This is a genomic window from Janthinobacterium sp. LPB2021202312-11-4, from assembly GCF_037049705.1.
Taxonomy (GTDB): domain Bacteria; phylum Pseudomonadota; class Gammaproteobacteria; order Pseudomonadales; family Pseudomonadaceae; genus Aquipseudomonas.
In genome coordinates, this window is the sequence record NZ_JBAGKV010000006.1 from 53,717 (window position 1) to 72,032 (window position 18,316).

General features: G+C 58.5%; 16 protein-coding genes. All 16 read left to right on the top strand.

The window, feature by feature from the left end; all coding sequences use genetic code 11:
* Window positions 1-29: 29 nt before the first annotated feature.
* The 16 genes from rpsB to dnaE all read left to right on the top strand — a co-directional run bounded on the left by rpsB (window position 30) and on the right by dnaE (window position 18,263).
* Window positions 30-767: a 30S ribosomal protein S2 gene (gene rpsB / locus V5E99_RS08560; protein WP_499802061.1), complete on the top strand. Its 738-nt coding sequence runs from the start codon at window positions 30-32 to the stop codon at window positions 765-767.
* A 192-nt stretch (window positions 768-959) separates the two neighbouring features.
* Window positions 960-1,823: a translation elongation factor Ts gene (gene tsf / locus V5E99_RS08565; protein ID WP_499802062.1), complete on the top strand. Its 864-nt coding sequence runs from the start codon at window positions 960-962 to the stop codon at window positions 1,821-1,823.
* A 212-nt stretch (window positions 1,824-2,035) separates the two neighbouring features.
* On the top strand, window positions 2,036-2,779 hold the full coding sequence (gene pyrH / locus V5E99_RS08570; protein ID WP_003172271.1) for a UMP kinase: 744 nt from the start codon (window positions 2,036-2,038) through the stop codon (window positions 2,777-2,779).
* Window positions 2,776-3,333 carry a ribosome recycling factor gene (frr, locus tag V5E99_RS08575; RefSeq protein ID WP_499802063.1) on the top strand — a complete coding sequence of 186 codons (558 nt, stop codon included), beginning with the start codon at window positions 2,776-2,778 and terminating at the stop codon, window positions 3,331-3,333. Before pyrH ends, frr begins: the two co-directional genes overlap by 4 nt.
* 13 nt (window positions 3,334-3,346) lie before the next feature.
* Window positions 3,347-4,102 (top strand): polyprenyl diphosphate synthase, encoded by a 756-nt coding sequence (gene uppS, locus V5E99_RS08580; RefSeq protein ID WP_499802064.1) that lies wholly within the window; start codon window positions 3,347-3,349, stop codon window positions 4,100-4,102.
* Window positions 4,102-4,908 carry a phosphatidate cytidylyltransferase gene (locus V5E99_RS08585; protein ID WP_499802065.1) on the top strand — a complete coding sequence of 269 codons (807 nt, stop codon included), beginning with the start codon at window positions 4,102-4,104 and terminating at the stop codon, window positions 4,906-4,908. The genes uppS and V5E99_RS08585 overlap by 1 nt, the downstream gene beginning before the upstream one ends.
* Window positions 4,905-6,095, top strand: a complete 1,191-nt coding sequence (gene ispC / locus V5E99_RS08590) for a 1-deoxy-D-xylulose-5-phosphate reductoisomerase (RefSeq protein ID WP_499802066.1) — start codon at window positions 4,905-4,907, stop codon at window positions 6,093-6,095. The genes V5E99_RS08585 and ispC overlap by 4 nt, the downstream gene beginning before the upstream one ends.
* Before the next feature lie 54 nt (window positions 6,096-6,149).
* Complete coding sequence (rseP, locus tag V5E99_RS08595) at window positions 6,150-7,502, top strand: sigma E protease regulator RseP (RefSeq protein ID WP_499802067.1); 1,353 nt, start codon at window positions 6,150-6,152, stop codon at window positions 7,500-7,502.
* Between the two features lie 74 nt (window positions 7,503-7,576).
* Window positions 7,577-9,967, top strand: a complete 2,391-nt coding sequence (gene bamA, locus V5E99_RS08600; protein ID WP_499802068.1) for an outer membrane protein assembly factor BamA — start codon at window positions 7,577-7,579, stop codon at window positions 9,965-9,967.
* Between the two features lie 45 nt (window positions 9,968-10,012).
* Window positions 10,013-10,516: an OmpH/Skp family outer membrane protein gene (locus V5E99_RS08605; protein ID WP_054047181.1), complete on the top strand. Its 504-nt coding sequence runs from the start codon at window positions 10,013-10,015 to the stop codon at window positions 10,514-10,516.
* 3 nt (window positions 10,517-10,519) lie between these two features.
* Window positions 10,520-11,575 carry a UDP-3-O-(3-hydroxymyristoyl)glucosamine N-acyltransferase gene (lpxD, locus tag V5E99_RS08610; RefSeq protein ID WP_499802069.1) on the top strand — a complete coding sequence of 352 codons (1,056 nt, stop codon included), beginning with the start codon at window positions 10,520-10,522 and terminating at the stop codon, window positions 11,573-11,575.
* 108 nt (window positions 11,576-11,683) lie between these two features.
* Window positions 11,684-12,124 (top strand): 3-hydroxyacyl-ACP dehydratase FabZ, encoded by a 441-nt coding sequence (gene fabZ / locus V5E99_RS08615; protein ID WP_008028982.1) that lies wholly within the window; start codon window positions 11,684-11,686, stop codon window positions 12,122-12,124.
* Window positions 12,121-12,897 carry an acyl-ACP--UDP-N-acetylglucosamine O-acyltransferase gene (gene lpxA / locus V5E99_RS08620; RefSeq protein WP_499802070.1) on the top strand — a complete coding sequence of 259 codons (777 nt, stop codon included), beginning with the start codon at window positions 12,121-12,123 and terminating at the stop codon, window positions 12,895-12,897. The genes fabZ and lpxA overlap by 4 nt, the downstream gene beginning before the upstream one ends.
* A gap of 2 nt (window positions 12,898-12,899) precedes the next feature.
* Entirely contained in the window at window positions 12,900-14,030 is a 1,131-nt protein-coding gene (gene lpxB / locus V5E99_RS08625) for a lipid-A-disaccharide synthase (RefSeq protein WP_499802071.1), read from the top strand.
* Entirely contained in the window at window positions 14,027-14,665 is a 639-nt protein-coding gene (gene rnhB, locus V5E99_RS08630) for a ribonuclease HII (RefSeq protein ID WP_499802072.1), read from the top strand. Before lpxB ends, rnhB begins: the two co-directional genes overlap by 4 nt.
* Window positions 14,666-14,741: 76 nt before the next feature.
* A complete protein-coding gene (dnaE, locus tag V5E99_RS08635; RefSeq protein ID WP_499802073.1) occupies window positions 14,742-18,263 on the top strand; it encodes a DNA polymerase III subunit alpha in 3,522 nt (1,173 codons plus the stop codon).
* The last annotated feature ends 53 nt before the right edge of the window (window positions 18,264-18,316 follow it).

The window sequence follows — 18,316 nt, forward strand, 5'->3', positions numbered from 1 at the left end:
GGCCAAACCCGACTTATTAAGGAACTATCATGTCCCAAGTCAACATGCGCGATATGCTGAAGGCCGGTGTGCACTTCGGTCACCAAACCCGTTACTGGAACCCGAAAATGGGTAAATACATTTTCGGCGCGCGTAACAAGATCCACATCATCAACCTTGAAAAAACCCTGCCAATGTTCAACGAAGCTCTGACTTTCGTAGAGCGCCTGGCCCAGGGCAAAAACAAGATTCTGTTCGTCGGCACCAAGCGTTCCGCTGGCAAGATCGTTGCTGAAGAAGCAGCACGTTGCGGTTCGCCGTACGTCGATCACCGCTGGTTGGGCGGCATGCTGACCAACTTCAAAACCATCCGTGCTTCCATCAAGCGTCTGCGTGACCTTGAAATCCAAGCTGAAGACGGTACTTTCGCCAAGCTGACCAAGAAAGAAGCGCTGATGCGCACTCGCGATCTTGAGAAGCTCGATCGTTCCCTGGGTGGTATCAAGGACATGGGCGGTCTGCCAGACGCACTGTTCGTTATCGACGTTGATCACGAGCGCATCGCGATCACCGAAGCCAACAAGCTGGGCATCCCGGTTATCGGCGTAGTCGATACCAACAGCAGCCCGGAAGGCGTTGACTACATCATCCCAGGCAACGATGACGCAATCCGCGCTATCCAGCTGTACATGGGTTCGATGGCTGACGCTGTAATCCGCGGTCGCAACCACGTTGCTGGCGGCGCCGAGCAGTTCGTTGAAGAAGCTCCGGTAGCAGCAGCTGAGTAATTGACGCCTTGGCGTTGACTCAGTAAGCAAAAAGGGGGCTTGGCCCCCTTTTTGCCACCTCGAAAACCGTTTGTCGGTAGCGCAGCTACAGCTTCTGTAACGTGCAGCGACTTACAAAGGTGTTTCGGGAAGAATTGAACGCCCGTTAGATCGGGTGGAATGGTTGATAACCTATCCAAGAGGATTTTTGAAATGGCAGAGATTACTGCAGCGTTGGTCAAAGAACTGCGTGAGCGTACTGGCGAAGGCATGATGGATTGCAAAAAGGCCTTGACCAAGGCCGGCGGCGACATCGAAAAAGCCATTGATGACATGCGTGCTTCCGGCGCTATCAAGGCTGCCAAGAAAGCAGGCAACGTGGCTGCTGAAGGCGCAATCGCTCTGAAAGAAGACGGTAAATCCGCCGTTCTGCTGGAAGTGAACTCGCAGACCGACTTCCTGGCTTTGCAGGATGACTTCAAGGCATTCGTTGCTTCGAGCGTTGAAAAAGCGTTCGCTGACAAACTGACTGAAGTTGCTCCGCTGATCGCCGCTCAAGAAGCCGATCGCCTGGTTCTGGTCGGCAAGGTTGGCGAAAACGTCAACATCCGTCGCCTGGCTCGCGTTGAAGGTGATGTTGTTGGTGGTTACCTGCACGGCAACAAGATCGGTGTTGTGGTTGCCCTTAAAGGCGGCAGCGTCGAACTGGCCAAAGACATCGCCATGCACGTAGCGGCGACCAACCCTGAATTCCTGCTGCCATCGGAAGTTTCCGCTGAAGCGGTCGAGCGCGAGAAAGGCGTGTTCCTGACCCTGAACGCTGACAAGATCGCCGGCAAGCCAGAAAACATTGTTGAAAACATGGTCAAAGGCCGTATCAGCAAGTTCCTGGCTGAAGCGAGCCTGGTTGAGCAGGCGTTCGTCAAGAACCCTGAAATCAAGGTTGGCGAACTGGCCAAGAAAGCCGGTGCTGAAATCGTTTCCTTCACCTACTTCAAAGTAGGTGATGGCATCGAGAAGCCGGTCGACAACTTCGCTGAAGAAGTTGCTGCCCAGCTGGCTGCCGCCAAGCAATAAGACGGTTTTTTTAACTGTCGCCCTGAAGAGGCTGCCCGCTTACGCGCGCAGCCTCTTTTCAGATGGGGTATCAATTTTTAATTGGTTTCCCTTTGGAACTGGCTTACAAAGCCATGTTCCGATGGCGCTGAAGCAGCGCCAAGCTAGAGTGAACGCCAGCTGTAAACAGCTCGCAAAGAATTTTTTAAAATACGCCGCAGGAGAGATTCGCAATGGCTCAGCAGGGCAGTGGTTATCAGGCTCGCTATAAACGCATTCTACTCAAGCTTAGCGGCGAGGCCCTGATGGGCTCGGAAGAGTTCGGGATCGACCCGAAAGTTCTGGATCGCATGGCACTGGAAGTGGGCCAATTGGTCGGCATCGGTGTGCAGGTCGGTCTGGTGATTGGCGGCGGCAACCTGTTCCGTGGTGCAGCGCTGAGCGCGGCCGGCATGGATCGGGTCACCGGTGACCACATGGGCATGCTGGCCACTGTGATGAACGCCCTGGCCATGCGCGATGCGCTGGAACGTGCCAATATCTCGGCCATCGTGATGTCGGCGATTTCCATGGTTGGCGTGACTGATCACTACGATCGCCGCAAAGCCATGCGCCACCTGAACGCCAAGGAAGTCGTGATTTTCGCGGCCGGTACTGGCAATCCGTTTTTCACCACGGATTCGGCAGCCTGCCTGCGTGCAATCGAAATCGATGCCGATGTCGTGCTGAAGGCGACCAAGGTCGATGGCGTCTACACCGCTGACCCATTCAAAGACCCGCATGCCGAGAAGTTCGATCATCTGACTTACGATGAAGTGCTGGATCGCAAGCTGGGTGTGATGGATCTGACGGCCATTTGCCTGTGCCGCGACCACAAGATGCCTTTGCGCGTATTTAACATGAACAAGCCCGGCGCCCTGCTGAACATCGTGCATGGCGGTGCTGAAGGGACCCTGATCGAGGAAGGCCAACAATGATCAACGAAATCAAGAAAGACGCTCAAGAGCGTATGCAGAAATCCCTGGAGTCTCTGGCCCATGCGTTTGGTCAGATTCGTACCGGCAAGGCGCACCCGAGCATCCTCGGTAGCGTAATGGTTCCTTACTACGGCGCTGACACCCCATTGAGCGGCGTTGCCAACGTGACTGTGAAGGATTCCCGGACCCTGCAAGTCGTGGCGTTTGAGCGCAACATGCTTGGGGCTGTCGACAAGGCGATCCAGAGTGCTGGCCTGAACCTCAACCCGACCAACCTGGGCGAGTTGCTGCTGATCTCCATGCCTGCCCTGACTGAAGAAACCCGCAAGGGCTTCACCAAGCAGGCGCGTAGCGCCGCTGAAGATGCTCGTGTTGCCGTGCGCAACATTCGTCGCGATGCCCTGGGTGACCTCAAGAAACTGGTCAAGGACAAGGAAATCAGCGAAGACGAAGAGCGTCGTGCTGCTGCCGATATCCAGAAACTGACTGACAAGGCTGAGGCTGACATCGACACGGCCACCAAGCAGAAAGAAGCGGACCTGATGGCCGTATAAGGGTCGCGTTTTCATGGATAAGACCAAGCAGACTGCGCCGTCCGCGGTGCCGCGCCATGTCGCGATCATCATGGATGGTAACAATCGCTGGGCGAAAAAACGCTTTATGCCGGGTGTCGCCGGGCATAAAGCGGGTGTGGATGCGGTTCGCGCGGTCATCGAGGTGTGCGCCGAGGCCAAGGTCGAGGTGCTGACCCTGTTCGCCTTCTCCAGCGAAAACTGGCAGCGTCCGGCCGATGAAGTCAGTGCCTTGATGGATCTGTTCTTCAAGGCATTGCGTCGCGAGGCCAAGCGTCTCAACGAGAACAAGATCAGCCTGCGCATCATTGGCGACCGTTCGCGTTTTCACCCTGAGCTTCAAGCAGCCATGCGCGAAGCCGAGGCGATTACCGCTGGTACCGATCGTTTTATCCTGCAGATTGCCGCCAACTACGGCGGTCAGTGGGATATCGCGCAAGCGGCACAGCGCCTGGCGCGGGAAGTTCAGGCCGGGCATCTGCGCCCGGAAGACATCACCCCGGAACTGTTGCAAACCTGTCTGGTGACTGGCGATCTGCCGTTGCCGGACTTGTGCATTCGTACCGGCGGTGAGCACCGCATCAGCAATTTCCTGCTCTGGCAGCTGGCTTACACCGAGCTGTACTTCTCCGACCTGTTCTGGCCGGACTTCAAACACGACGCCATGCGCACCGCGCTGGCCGATTTCGCTTCTCGGCAGCGCCGCTTCGGTAAAACGAGCGAGCAGATCGAGGCTGGAGCCCGGGTTTAATGCTTAAACAACGAATCATCACTGCGCTGATCCTGCTGCCGATTGCCCTGTGCGGGTTTTTCCTGCTCGAAGGTTCCGGTTTTGCGCTGTTCATCGGGCTGGTCGTGACCCTGGGTGCATGGGAGTGGGCTCGCCTGGCCGGTTTCACCGCCCAGCCGATTCGCGTTGCCTATGCCGCTGTGGTCGCGCTGATGCTGTTTGTCATGCATATCCTTCCCGGGCTCGCGCCTTGGGTGTTGGGCGCCTCCGTGCTCTGGTGGGGCGTGGCGACGTATCTGGTGCTGACCTACCCGCGATCCAGCGAACACTGGGCCAGCGCCGCCTGCAAACTGGTCATTGGTCTGCTGATCCTGCTGCCGGCCTGGCAAGGTCTGGTCCAGATCAAGCAGGAGCCTCTGGGCAACTGGCTGATCATGGCCGTCATGGTGCTGGTCTGGGGTGCCGACATCGGTGCCTACTTTTCCGGGCGCAAGTTCGGCAAGCGCAAGCTGGCGCCGCAAGTCAGCCCCGGCAAGAGCTGGGAGGGCGTCTATGGCGGCCTGGCGCTGAGCCTGGTCATCACGCTGGTTGTCGGCCTGGTTCGCGACTGGACGGTGGCAGAACTGTTTAAAGGCCTGATCGGCGCCGCGTTGATCGTGTTTATTTCGGTGGTGGGCGACCTCACCGAAAGCATGTTCAAGCGCCAGGCCGGAATCAAGGACAGCAGCAATCTGCTGCCGGGCCATGGCGGCGTGCTGGACCGGATCGACAGCCTGACGGCCGCGATTCCGGTCTTCGCGGTGCTGTTGTGGATGGCGGCGCCGTGAGCCGCCCGCAGCAGATTACCGTTCTCGGGGCGACCGGTTCTATTGGCCTGAGCACCCTGGATGTCATCGCTCGTCACCCTGATCGCTACCAGGTATTTGCGTTGAGTGGTTTCACTCGGCTGAGTGAGCTGCTGGCCCTGTGTGTAAAACATACGCCGCGATTCGCGGTTGTGCCGGAAGCCGCGGCGGCCCGTGGTCTGCAGGACGACCTGCGCGCGGCAGGCCTGGCTACTCGCGTTCTGGTGGGGGAGGAGGGCCTGTGTCAGGTCGCCGCCGATCCGGAAGTCGATGCGGTCATGGCGGCCATCGTCGGTGCGGCGGGCTTGCGCCCGACCCTGGCGGCGGTCGAGGCGGGCAAGAAGATCCTGCTGGCCAACAAGGAAGCGCTGGTGATGTCCGGCGCGCTGTTCATGCAGGCCGTGCGCAAAAGCGGCTCGGTGCTGTTGCCGATCGACAGCGAGCACAACGCGATTTTCCAGTGCATGCCACAGGATTTCGCCCGTGGTTTGGGTGCAGTGGGGGTGCGTCGGATTTTACTGACAGCCTCTGGCGGCCCGTTCCGACAGACACCAATGGCTGAGCTGGCGCATGTTACCCCTGATCAGGCGTGCGCTCACCCGAACTGGTCCATGGGGCGCAAGATCTCGGTCGATTCGGCCAGCATGATGAACAAGGGGCTTGAATTGATCGAGGCCTGCTGGCTGTTCGATGCCAAGCCATCCCAGGTCGAAGTGGTGATTCATCCCCAAAGCGTTATCCATTCGCTGGTCGACTATGTCGATGGTTCGGTATTGGCGCAGTTGGGTAACCCGGACATGCGCACGCCGATCGCCAATGCCTTGGCCTGGCCGGAGCGAATCGACTCGGGTGTTGCGCCGCTGGATCTGTTTGCCATCGCACGCCTGGACTTCCAGGCCCCCGATGAAGAACGTTTCCCCTGCCTGCGCCTGGCGCGTCAGGCGGCAGAAGCCGGTAACAGCGCACCGGCCATGCTCAATGCAGCAAACGAAGTGGCGGTAGCGGCCTTTCTCGACGGACGGGTTCGTTACCCGGAAATCGCGAGTATCATCGAGGAAGTCTTGAATCTTGAGCCTGTGGTTGCGGTAAACGATCTCGAGGCGGTGTTCACGGCGGACGCAAAGGCGCGTGTGCTGACTGAGCAATGGTTGAGTCGTCACGGGCGATAAGTGCTGCAGTACGCAGGCCCAATGCAGCACCGGATAGGATTGCGGAGAAAGTAGATGAGCGCGCTCTATATGATTGTCGGCACCCTGGTAGCTTTGGGCGTGCTGGTCACCTTCCACGAGTTCGGCCATTTTTGGGTCGCGCGTCGCTGTGGGGTCAAAGTGCTGCGTTTCTCCGTGGGCTTTGGCATGCCGTTGCTGCGCTGGCACGACAAGCAAGGTACCGAGTTCGTGCTGGCCGCGATCCCGCTCGGCGGCTACGTGAAGATGCTCGATGAGCGCGAAGGTGAAGTACCGGCCGATCAGCTTGATCACTCCTTTAATCGAAAATCCGTACGGCAGCGTATTGCCATCGTCGCTGCGGGCCCGATCGCCAACTTTCTGCTGGCGATGGTTTTTTTCTGGGTCCTGGCCATGCTCGGTAGCGAGCAGGTGCGCCCGGTCATCGGTGCGGTCGAGTCGGGGAGCATCGCCGCCAAGGCCGGTTTGAGCCCGAATCAGGAGATCGTCGCCATTGATGGCGAGCCGACGACCGGATGGGCTGCGGTGAATTTGCAGTTGGTCCGTCGTCTGGGTGAGAGCGGCACTTTGCAGTTGCAGGTGCGTGAACAGGGCTCAACCGCCGATTCGCCCCGAGAGCTGGTGCTGGATCACTGGCTCAAGGGGGCCGATGAGCCAGACCCGATTCGCTCACTGGGTATTCGTCCATGGCGTCCGGCGTTGCCGCCGATCCTGGCGGAACTTGATTCAAAAGGGCCGGCGCAAGCTGCGGGCCTGAAGACCGGAGACCGCTTGCTGGCCCTGGATGGCAAGTCACTCGATGACTGGCAGCAAGTGGTGGATACCGTGCGTATGCATCCGGATACCAAAATCATGCTGCGCATTGAGCGCGATGGTGCTCAAATCGACGTCCCTGTGACGCTGGCGGCACGCGGCGAGAGCAAAGCGCCCACGGGTTATCTAGGGGCCGGGGTCAAAGCAGTCGATTGGCCACCAGAGATGATTCGCGAGGTCAGCTACGGTCCTGTGGCAGCAATTGGGGAGGGTGCCCGACGCACCTGGACCATGAGCGTACTGACCCTCGATTCGCTCAAGAAAATGTTGTTCGGCGAGCTCTCGGTAAAAAACTTGAGTGGACCGATAACCATTGCTAAAGTGGCGGGCGCTTCTGCCCAGTCGGGTGTCGCTGATTTCCTGAATTTCCTTGCTTATCTGAGTATTAGCCTGGGAGTTCTGAATTTGTTGCCCATTCCTGTACTGGATGGGGGACATTTGTTGTTTTATCTGATCGAGTGGGCGCGTGGTCGCCCCTTGTCGGATCGGGTGCAGGGTTGGGGGATACAGATCGGCATCAGTTTGGTGGTCGGGGTGATGTTGCTTGCTCTGGTCAATGATCTGGGTCGACTGTAACGCTTCGCTGAATTGCGAATCTGCCGCATTTTGCGGCAGTTTGTTTATTGCCAGTTGGAATAAGAAAGGACTTCATGAAACGTCTGCTGCTAACTGCGGTTCTCACCGTATTGATGATCGCCGAAGTTCACGCCGAGTCCTTCACTATCTCTGATATTCGCGTCAATGGCCTCCAGCGGGTCTCCGCGGGTAGTGTCTTTGGTGCCTTGCCGTTGAACGTCGGCGAACAGGCGGATGATCGTCGCCTGGTGGAATCCACTCGTGCGTTGTTCAAAACCGGGTTCTTTCAAGATATCCAGCTGGGTCGCGAAGGCAATGTCCTCGTTATCACGGTAGTCGAGCGTCCGTCGGTCGCCAGTATCGAGATCGAAGGTAACAAGGCCATCTCCACTGAAGACCTGATGAAGGGCCTCAAGCAATCCGGCCTGTCCGAAGGCGAGATCTTCCAGCGTGCCACCCTCGAAGGTGTGCGTAACGAACTTCAGCGCCAGTACGTCGCTCAGGGTCGCTACTCGGCAACCGTCGACACTGAAGTGGTGGCGCAGCCGCGTAACCGCGTGGCGTTGAAGGTCAACATCAACGAAGGCACCGTTGCTGCTATCCAGCACATCAACGTGGTGGGTAACACGGTCTTCCCTGATGAGGACCTGATCGACCTGTTCGAGCTCAAGACCACCAACTGGCTGTCGTTCTTCAAGAACGACGACAAGTACGCTCGTGAAAAGCTTTCCGGTGACCTGGAGCGTCTGCGTTCCTACTACCTGGACCGCGGCTATATCAACATGGATATCGCTTCGACCCAGGTGTCCATCACCCCGGACAAGAAGCACGTCTACATCACCGTTAACGTCAACGAAGGCGAGAAGTACACCGTTCGTGACGTGAAGCTCAGCGGTGACCTGAAAGTGCCTGAAGACCAGGTCAAGTCCCTGCTGCTGGTTCAGAAAGGCCAGGTGTTCTCGCGCAAGCTGATGACCACCACCTCTGAATTGATCACCCGTCGTCTGGGTAACGAGGGCTACACCTTCGCCAACGTCAACGGTGTGCCTCAGCCTCACGATGACGATCACACGGTAGACATCACGTTCGCTGTTGATCCGGGCAAGCGCGCCTACGTGAACCGCATCAACTTCCGCGGCAACACCAAGTCTGAAGACGAAGTGCTGCGTCGTGAAATGCGCCAGATGGAAGGCGGTTGGGCTTCGACCTACCTGATCGACCAATCCAAGACCCGTCTGGAGCGTCTGGGCTTCTTTAAAGAAGTGAACGTTGAAACCCCGGCGGTGCCAGGGGTAGACGACCAGGTTGACGTGAACTACAGCGTTGAAGAGCAGGCTTCCGGTTCGATTACCGCCAGTGTCGGTTTCGCCCAGAGCGCCGGCCTGATCCTCGGTGGTTCGATTACCCAGAACAACTTCCTGGGTACGGGTAACAAGGTCAGCATCGGCCTGACCAAAAGCGAATACCAAAGCCGCTATAACTTCGGTTATGTCGACCCGTACTGGACTGCTGACGGTGTGAGTCTGGGCTACAACGCTTTCTATCGCACCACTGACTACAAAGACCTCGACGTCGACGTAGCAAGCTATGCGGTAGACAGCCTGGGTGCTGGCGTAAGCGTCGGTTACCCGATCAGCGAAACGTCGCGTCTGACCTTCGGTCTGACGGCGCAACAAGACAAGATCAAGACTGGTCAGTACACAGTCGACGAAATCTTCGACTTCGTTAACCGTGAAGGCGACAACTACCTGAACTTCAAGGCATCGGCCGGCTGGTCCGAGTCCACCCTGAACAAAGGTGTGTTGGCGACCCGTGGCCACTCCCAGAGCTTGACCCTGGAAGCCACCACGCCAGGCAGCGACCTGTCGTTCTTCAAACTCGACTATCGCGGCCAGTTGTTCCAGCCGCTGAGCGATAACTACACCGTGCGTCTGCACACTGAATTGGGTTATGGCGACGGCTACGGTTCGACCGATGGCTTGCCATTCTATGAAAACTACTATGCTGGTGGTTTCAACTCGGTTCGTGGCTTCAAGGACAGCACGTTGGGTCCGCGCAGTACGCCGAGCCGAGGCATTGGTGAAACCGGTAACAAAGGCACCCTGGCTGACCCGGATCAGGACCCACTGCCGTTTGGTGGCAACGTCCTGATTCAAGGTGGTGCTGAGCTTCTGTTCCCGCTGCCGTTCGTCAAGGATCAGCGCTCGCTGCGTACTTCGGTATTCTGGGACGTGGGTAACGTGTTCGACTCCAAGTGCGAGCAGACTTCCAACACCTTTGCCACTTCGAAGTCCAATACGCAGTGCAACGATATCAGCCTGAGCAACCTGGCCAGCTCCGTCGGTGTCGGCGTGACCTGGGTTACCGCGCTGGGTCCTTTGAGCTTCGCATTGGCCATGCCGGTCAAGAAACCGGATAACGCTGAAACACAGGTTTTCCAATTCTCCCTCGGCCAGACGTTCTAAGCGTCTGACCCAAGATAATGACAATGGATTTTGTAGGAGTGCATCGTGCGTAAGTTGACTCAATTGGTTCTCCTGGCGACCGTACTGGTAGCAGGTCCGGCTTTTGCCGACATGAAAATCGCCGTTCTGAACTATCAGATGGCTCTGCTGGAGTCGGACGCGGCCAAGAAGTACGCCGTGGATGCGGAGAAGAAGTTCGGTCCGCAACTGACCAAGCTCAAGACACTGGAAAGCAGTGCCAAGGGCATCCAGGATCGTCTGGTAGCCGGTGGCGACAAAATGCAGCAAGGCGAACGCGAACGCCTGGAGCTTGAGTTCAAGCAAAAGGCCCGTGACTTCCAGTTCCAATCCAAGGAGCTGAACGAAGCCAAAGCCGTTGCCGACCGTGAAATGCTGAAGCAGCTCAAGCCGAAACTGGACAGCGCTGTGGAAGAAGTCATCAAGAAAGGTGCTTTTGACCTGGTCTTCGAGCGTGGCGCAGTGATTGATGTCAAACCTCAGTACGACATCACTCGCCAGGTTATCGAGCGCATGAATCAGCTGAAGTAATCCATGACAGCGACTATAAAGCTCGGCCAATTGGCCGAGTTCCTCGGCGCCACCCTGAGTGGCGACCCGGAGAAAGAAATTACTGGGCTAGCCACTTTGCAAGAGGCTGGCCCAGCTCAGTTGAGCTTTCTGGCAAATCCTCAATACCGCAAATACCTGGCGGACAGTCAGGCTGCAGCCCTGTTGCTGAAGGCTGCTGATGCTGAAGGTTTTGCCGGTAATGTGCTGATCGTGCCGGACCCGTACCTGGCTTACGCTCGAGTTTCCCATCTGTTCGATCCCAAGCCTAAGGCGGCTGCCGGTATTCACCCGACCGCGGTAGTGGCGGCGGATGCGGTGGTTGATCCGGCGGCGAGCATTGGCGCCTTTGTGGTGATCGAGAGTGCCGCGCGTATTGCTGCGGGTGTGACCGTTGGGGCGCATTGCTTCATCGGTGCGCGTTCCGAGATTGGCGAAGGCGGGTGGCTGGCTCCACGGGTCACGCTGTACCACGACGTGCGCATTGGTAAACGTGTCGTGATTCAGTCGGGTGCGGTGCTCGGTGGCGAAGGTTTTGGTTTTGCCAACGAGAAAGGTGTCTGGCAGAAGATTGCCCAGATCGGTGGTGTGTTGGTTGGCGACGATGTGGAAATTGGCGTGAATACCGCCATCGACCGCGGCGCGCTGGCCGATACCATCCTTGGCAATGGCGTGAAGCTCGACAATCAGATTCAAATCGCCCACAACGTCCAGGTCGGTGATCACACCGCCATGGCGGCGTGCGTGGGGATCTCCGGCAGCACCAGGATCGGCAAGCATTGCATGCTCGCGGGCGGTGTGGGGCTGGTGGGGCATATCGATATTTGCGACAACGTTTTCCTGACCGGGATGACCATGGTGACCCACTCGATTACCGAGCCAGGTTCCTATTCTTCCGGTACAGCCATGCAACCGGCTGCCGAGTGGCGCAAAAGCGCGGCACGTATCCGTCAGCTCGATGACATCGCGCGGCGTCTGCGACAGTTGGAAAAGCGTGTAGGGGAAGTGACCCCTGACGGTAATGCTTCATCAGATGGCTGATACCATTTTCATATCAAGTGTGCACAGCCGCAAGACTGCCTCCTTGATTTGCTAGAGGGGTGCGCGTCAGTCGCGCGCTCCCAATCTTTACATAGGCTTCCCCCCGAAATGATGGACATCAACGAGATTCGCGAATACCTGCCTCACCGTTACCCGTTCCTGCTGGTAGACCGGGTTGTGGATCTGGATGTGGAAGGCAAGCGCATTCGCGCCTACAAGAATGTCAGCATCAACGAGCCGTTCTTCAATGGTCACTTTCCTGCGCACCCAATCATGCCAGGCGTGTTGATCATCGAAGCAATGGCCCAGGCTGCCGGGATCCTTGGTTTCAAGATGCTGGACGTGAAACCGGCTGATGGCACCCTGTACTACTTCGTCGGCTCCGATAAGCTGCGTTTCCGTCAGCCGGTCAAGCCTGGCGACCAGTTGATCCTGGAAGCCACCTTCATCAGCTGCAAGCGCAAGATCTGGAAGTTCGAGTGCCAGGCTTCGGTGGACGGCAAGCCGGTATGCTCGGCCGAGATCATTTGTGCGGAACAAAAGGTATGAGTTTGATTGACCCTCGCGCAATCATCGATCCGTCGGCCATTCTGGCCGAGGGCGTTGAGGTCGGCCCTTGGTCGATCGTCGGCGCAGGTGTGGAAATCGGCGAGGGTACAGTGATCGGGCCGCATGTGATTCTCAAGGGCCCGACCCGAATCGGTAAGCACAACCGCATCTACCAGTTTTCCTCGGTAGGCGAGGACACCCCCGATCTGAAGTACAAAGGCGAGGAAACCCGTCTGGTCATCGGTGACCACAACATCATCCGTGAAGGTGTGACGATTCACCGTGGCACCGTGCAGGATCGTTCGGAAACCACCCTGGGCGATCACAACCTGATCATGGCTTATGCCCACATCGGCCACGACAGCGTCATTGGTAACCACTGCATTCTGGTCAACAACACTGCGCTGGCCGGCCACGTGCACGTTGAAGACTGGGCGATCCTGTCCGGTTTCACCCTGGTTCACCAGTATTGCCATATCGGCGCTCACAGCTTTTCCGGCATGGGCACCGCCATCGGCAAGGACGTTCCTGCGTATGTCACGGTGTTCGGCAACCCCGCCGAGGCCCGCAGCATGAACTTCGAAGGCATGCGCCGTCGCGGTTTCAGCGAAGATGCGATCCATGCCCTGCGTCGTGCCTATAAGGTCGTTTACCGCCAGGGCTTGACGGTCGAACAGGCGCTCGCCGAACTGGTCGAGCCCTCGGCACAGTTTCCGGAAGTCGCGGTGTTCCGTGATTCCATCCAGTCTTCGACCCGCGGCATCACTCGTTAATCATGGCTAATCTGCGTATTGCGCTGGTAGCGGGTGAGGCTTCCGGTGACATTCTGGGCGCAGGTCTGATGCGTGCGCTCAAGGCACGGCATCCTGCGGTGGAATTCATCGGTGTGGGTGGTCCGTTGATGCAGGCCGAGGGCCTGACGTCTTACTTCCCGATGGAGCGCCTCTCGGTCATGGGGCTGGTGGAAGTGCTGGGCCGCTTGCGTGAGCTGCTGGCTCGGCGCAAGAAGCTGATCGCCGACCTGATCACCGAGAAACCGGATGTATTCATCGGCATCGATGCGCCGGACTTCACCCTCAATATAGAACTCAAGCTGCGTCAGGCCGGGATAAAGACGGTGCATTACGTCAGCCCGTCCGTCTGGGCGTGGCGACAGAAGCGCGTGCTGAAGATTCGCGAAGGCTGCGACCTGATGCTGACGCTGTTCCCGTTCGAAGCCAAATTCTACGAAGAGAAGGGCGTGCCGGTGCGGTTTGTCGGGCACTCCCTGGCCGATGCGATTCCGCTGCAGGCCGATCGCGCCGCCGCGCGGGCCGAACTGGGCTTGCCCGACGGGCCGCTGGTCGCGTTGATGCCTGGCAGTCGTGGCGGTGAAGTGGGCCGGCTCGGTGCGTTGTTCCTCGATACGGCCCAGCGCCTGCGCGCATTGCGCCCCGGGGTGCGATTCGTCATGCCGTGCGCTAATCCCGAGCGTCGGGCTCAACTCGAAGAGTTGCTGGCCGGTCGCGATCTGCCGCTGACCTTGCTCGACGGCAAATCCCATCTGGCCCTGGCCGCGTGCGACGCGGTGCTGATCGCCTCTGGCACGGCGACGCTCGAAGCGTTGTTGTACAAACGGCCGATGGTGGTCGCTTATCGCCTGGCGCCGCTGACGTTCTGGATTCTCAAGCGCATGGTGAAAAGTCCTTACGTTTCACTGCCGAACTTGCTGGCCCAGCGCCTGCTGGTGCCCGAGTTGTTACAGGACGATGCGACGGTCGAAGCCTTGGCCCAGACCTTGTCGCCGCTTATCGACGGCGGTGAAGAACAGACCCGTGGCTTCGATGAAATTCACCGCACCCTGCGTCTGGATGCCTCTAACCAAGCGGCGGACGCCGTCCTGAATCTGATCGGCAAAACACAATGAGCAAAACAATGCAGATGGGCCTCGACTTCACGCTGGTCGCCGAAGTGGAAGATCTGGTGGCCGGTGTCGACGAAGTCGGTCGCGGCCCGCTCTGCGGTGCCGTGGTCACCGCTGCGGTGATCCTCGACCCGAATCGCCCGATCCTGGGCCTGAACGATTCGAAGAAACTCACCGAAGCCCGTCGCGAAAAGCTTTACGACGAAATTTGCGAGAAAGCCCTGAGCTGGCACATCGCCCGGGCTGAAGTCGAAGAAATCGACGAACTGAACATTCTCCACGCCACCATGCTGGCCATGCAGCGCGCCATCGCAGGCCTGCACATTCAGCCGAAACTGGCGATGATCGACGGCAATCGCTGCCCGAAACTGTCCATGCGCGCCGAAGCCGTGGTCAAGGGCGACAGCAAGGTGCCGGCCATCGCCGCCGCGTCGATCCTGGCCAAGGTCAGCCGCGACCGGGAAATGGCCGCCTTCGAATTGATTTACCCGGGTTACGGGATCGGCGGCCACAAAGGCTATCCGACGCCCGTTCATCTGGAAGCCTTGGCCCGTTTGGGGCCGACGCCGATCCACCGCCGCTCGTTCGCCCCGGTACGCCTGGCTTACGAGGCGCGGGAAAACCTGATCGAGAGTTAGTCGCAAGGCTGATGTTTTTTCCAAGGCCCGGTACAATCCGGGCCTTGTTGTCTTCACGTTTCTAGACAGGATCACTATGCCGGCTTCATTCGTTCATCTACGCCTGCACACTGAATATTCCCTGGTCGACGGTCTGGTGCGGATCAAACCGCTGGTCAAGACCCTGGTCGGCATGAACATGCCTGCCGTGGCGGTCACTGACCAGAACAACATGTGTTCCCTGGTCAAATTCTATAAAGCCTCGATGGGCGCAGGCATCAAGCCGATCTGCGGCGCCGACCTGTGGTTGTCGAACAAGGACCCGGACAACGCCCTGAGCCGGATCAGCCTGCTGGCCATGAATGCCGTGGGTTATCGCAACCTCACCGAACTGATCTCACGCGGCTTCATCGACGGCCAGCGCAATGGTTCGATCATCATCGAGCGCGAGTGGGTGGCCGAAGCCAGCGAAGGCTTGATCATGCTGTCGGCGGCGAAAGAGGGCGAGATTGGCCTGGCCATGCTCAGCGGCAACCCGGCCGAAGCAGAAAAACTGGCGCGTGAATGGATGACGGTGTTCCCGGATCGCTTCTATCTGGAAATCCAGCGCACCAACCGCCCTAACGATGAAGAACAACTGCACGGCGCCGTGGCCCTGGCCGAGAAAATCGGCGCGCCGCTGGTGGCAACCAATGATGTGCGCTTCATCAAACAGGAAGACTTCGCGGCCCACGAAACCCGCGTTTGCATCGGTGAGGGCCGGGCCCTCGACGATCCGCGGCGTTCGAAAAACTACAGCGATCAGCAATACCTCAAAAGCGCCGAGGAAATGGCCGAGCTGTTCAGCGACATTCCCGAGGCGCTGGAAAACACCGTCGAGATCGCCAAGCGCTGCAACATCGAAGTGAAGCTGGGCAAGCACTTCCTGCCCAACTTCCCGATCCCCGATGGCATGACCATCGACGAATATTTCCGCAAGGTGTCGTTCGACGGTCTGGAAGAGCGCCTGAGCGTTCTGCTGCCCAAGGACACCACCGAAGATTACGACGCCAAGCGTCAGGTCTATGTCGACCGGCTGAATTTCGAGCTGGATATCATCATCCAGATGGGCTTCCCCGGTTACTTCCTGATCGTGATGGACTTTATCCAGTGGGCCAAGAGCAACGGCGTGCCGGTAGGTCCGGGCCGGGGGTCGGGTGCCGGGTCGCTGGTGGCCTATGTGCAGAAAATCACCGACCTTGATCCGCTGGAATATGACCTGCTGTTCGAACGGTTCCTTAACCCGGAACGGGTCTCGATGCCCGACTTCGACGTCGACTTCTGTATGGACGGTCGTGACCGGGTGATCGAATACGTGGCCGAGAAGTACGGCCGCAACGCCGTAAGCCAGATCATCACCTTCGGTTCCATGGCCGCGAAGGCTGTGGTCCGCGACGTGGCGCGGGTACAGGGCAAGTCTTACGGCTTGGCGGATCGCCTGTCGAAGATGATTCCGTTCGAAGTCGGCATGACGTTGGAAAAAGCCTACGAGCAGGAAGAAATCCTGCGGGACTTCATCAAGGTTGACGAAGAAGCTGCGGAAATCTGGGAGATGGCCCGCAAGCTCGAAGGCGTGGTGCGTAACGTCGGCAAGCACGCCGGTGGTGTGGTGATCGCGCCGACTAAATTGACTGACTTCTCGCCGATCTATTGCGACGAGGCCGGCGACGGTCTGGTAACCCAGTTCGACAAGGACGACGTTGAGGCTGCCGGTCTGGTGAAGTTCGACTTCCTCGGTCTGCGGACCCTGACGGTCATCGACTGGGCGCTGAAAACCATCAACCGCGATCGCGCCAAGGTCGATCAGCCACCGCTGGACATCGCGTTCATTCCGCTGGATGACAAACCGACCTACACGCTGCTGCAAAAAGCCGAAACCACGGCCGTGTTCCAGCTTGAATCCCGGGGCATGAAAGAGCTGATCAAAAAGCTCAAGCCCGACTGCCTGGAAGACTTGATCGCACTGGTGGCCCTGTTCCGTCCGGGCCCGCTGCAATCTGGCATGGTGGACGACTTTATCAACCGTAAGCACGGTCGCGCCGAACTGGCGTACCCGCACTCGGACTACCAGTACGAAGGCCTCAAGCCGGTATTGGCGCCGACTTACGGCATCATCCTGTATCAGGAACAGGTGATGCAGATTGCCCAGGTCATGGCCGGTTACACCCTCGGTGGTGCGGACATGCTGCGTCGGGCCATGGGTAAGAAAAAGCCCGAAGAAATGGCCAAGCAGCGCGGCGGCTTCATTGAAGGTTGCACGGCTAACAACATCGATGCGGACCTGGCAGGTAACATTTTCGACCTGGTGGAAAAATTCGCCGGTTACGGTTTCAACAAGTCTCACTCCGCCGCGTACGGCCTGGTGTCGTACCAGACGGCGTGGCTGAAAACCCACTACCCGGCGCCGTTCATGGCTGCGGTACTGTCGGCGGATATGCACAACACCGACAAGGTCGTGACCTTGATCGAAGAAATTCGCACCATGAAGCTGCGTCTCGACGCGCCGGATGTGAATACGTCGGAATTCAAGTTCACCGTGAATGACGAAGGCCGGATCATCTACGGCCTCGGCGCGATCAAGGGTGTGGGCGAAGGCCCGGTGGAAGCGATCACCGAGGCGCGTCAGGCCGGTCCTTTCAAGGATCTGTTCGATTTCTGCGCCCGGGTCGATCTCAAACGCATCAACAAACGCACCCTCGACGGTTTGATCCGCAGCGGTGCACTGGATCGTCTGGGGCCTTATTTCCATGACGAGCAGAAAGCCTATCAGGCCAACATCGACCGCAACCGCGCGGTCTTGCTGAATGCCATGGAAGGGGCGATCAAGGCTGCCGAACAAACCGCGCGCACCAAGAACAGCGGTCACGTCGATCTGTTTGGCGGCCTGTTCGTCGAAGAAGACGCCGATGTCTACGCCAATCACCGCAAGGCCAAGGAGCTGACCCTCAAGGAACGCCTGAAAGGGGAGAAAGACACCCTGGGCCTGTACCTGACCGGTCACCCGATTGATGAATACGAAGGCGAAATCCGCCGCTTCGCCCGTCAGCGCATCATCGACCTGAAACCGGCGCGCGATACCCAGACCGTTGCCGGCATGATCATCGCCCTGCGGGTGATGAAGAATAAAAAGGGCGACAAGATGGGGTTCATCACCCTTGATGACCGCTCGGGCCGGATCGAGGCGTCGCTGTTCGCCGAGGCGTTCCATTCCGCGCAGTCGCTGTTGCAGACCGACGCGATGGTGGTGGTCGAAGGCGAAGTCAGCAACGACGACTTTTCCGGTGGTTTGCGCTTGCGGGTCAAGCGGGTGATGAGCATGGAAGATGCACGCACCAACCTGGCCGAAAGCCTGCGCCTGAAGCTGCAGACCCAGGACTTGAAGGGCGATCAGCTACGCTGGCTGGGTGAGTTGTTCAAGCGTCATCGCGGCGCGTGCCCGATCACCATGGAGTACACCAGCCCGGATGCGAAGGCCTTGCTGCAGTTCGGCGAGACCTGGCGAATCGACCCGGCGGATGCCTTGATTCAAGCCCTGCGTGACCAGTTCGGGCGAGACAACGTCTTCCTCCAATACCGTTGACGGTCAGGCGACATTCTTGTGATTAAGAGCAGAGCCTGATCTCGACCCAATTT

Excerpts from the sequence above, each read along its gene's own strand:
- tsf (WP_499802062.1), top strand. The coding sequence starts at position 960 with ATGGCAGAGATTACTGCAGCGTTGGTCAAAGAACTGCGTGAGCGTACT.
- frr (WP_499802063.1), top strand. The coding sequence starts at position 2,776 with ATGATCAACGAAATCAAGAAAGACGCTCAAGAGCGTATGCAGAAATCC.
- dnaE (WP_499802073.1), top strand. The coding sequence starts at position 14,742 with ATGCCGGCTTCATTCGTTCATCTACGCCTGCACACTGAATATTCCCTG.
- pyrH (WP_003172271.1), top strand. The coding sequence starts at position 2,036 with ATGGCTCAGCAGGGCAGTGGTTATCAGGCTCGCTATAAACGCATTCTA.
- lpxB (WP_499802071.1), top strand. The coding sequence starts at position 12,900 with ATGGCTAATCTGCGTATTGCGCTGGTAGCGGGTGAGGCTTCCGGTGAC.
- bamA (WP_499802068.1), top strand. The coding sequence starts at position 7,577 with ATGAAACGTCTGCTGCTAACTGCGGTTCTCACCGTATTGATGATCGCC.
- uppS (WP_499802064.1), top strand. The coding sequence starts at position 3,347 with ATGGATAAGACCAAGCAGACTGCGCCGTCCGCGGTGCCGCGCCATGTC.
- rnhB (WP_499802072.1), top strand. The coding sequence starts at position 14,027 with ATGAGCAAAACAATGCAGATGGGCCTCGACTTCACGCTGGTCGCCGAA.
- lpxA (WP_499802070.1), top strand. The coding sequence starts at position 12,121 with ATGAGTTTGATTGACCCTCGCGCAATCATCGATCCGTCGGCCATTCTG.
- V5E99_RS08585 (WP_499802065.1), top strand. The coding sequence starts at position 4,102 with ATGCTTAAACAACGAATCATCACTGCGCTGATCCTGCTGCCGATTGCC.
- rpsB (WP_499802061.1), top strand. The coding sequence starts at position 30 with ATGTCCCAAGTCAACATGCGCGATATGCTGAAGGCCGGTGTGCACTTC.
- lpxD (WP_499802069.1), top strand. The coding sequence starts at position 10,520 with ATGACAGCGACTATAAAGCTCGGCCAATTGGCCGAGTTCCTCGGCGCC.
- fabZ (WP_008028982.1), top strand. The coding sequence starts at position 11,684 with ATGATGGACATCAACGAGATTCGCGAATACCTGCCTCACCGTTACCCG.
- rseP (WP_499802067.1), top strand. The coding sequence starts at position 6,150 with ATGAGCGCGCTCTATATGATTGTCGGCACCCTGGTAGCTTTGGGCGTG.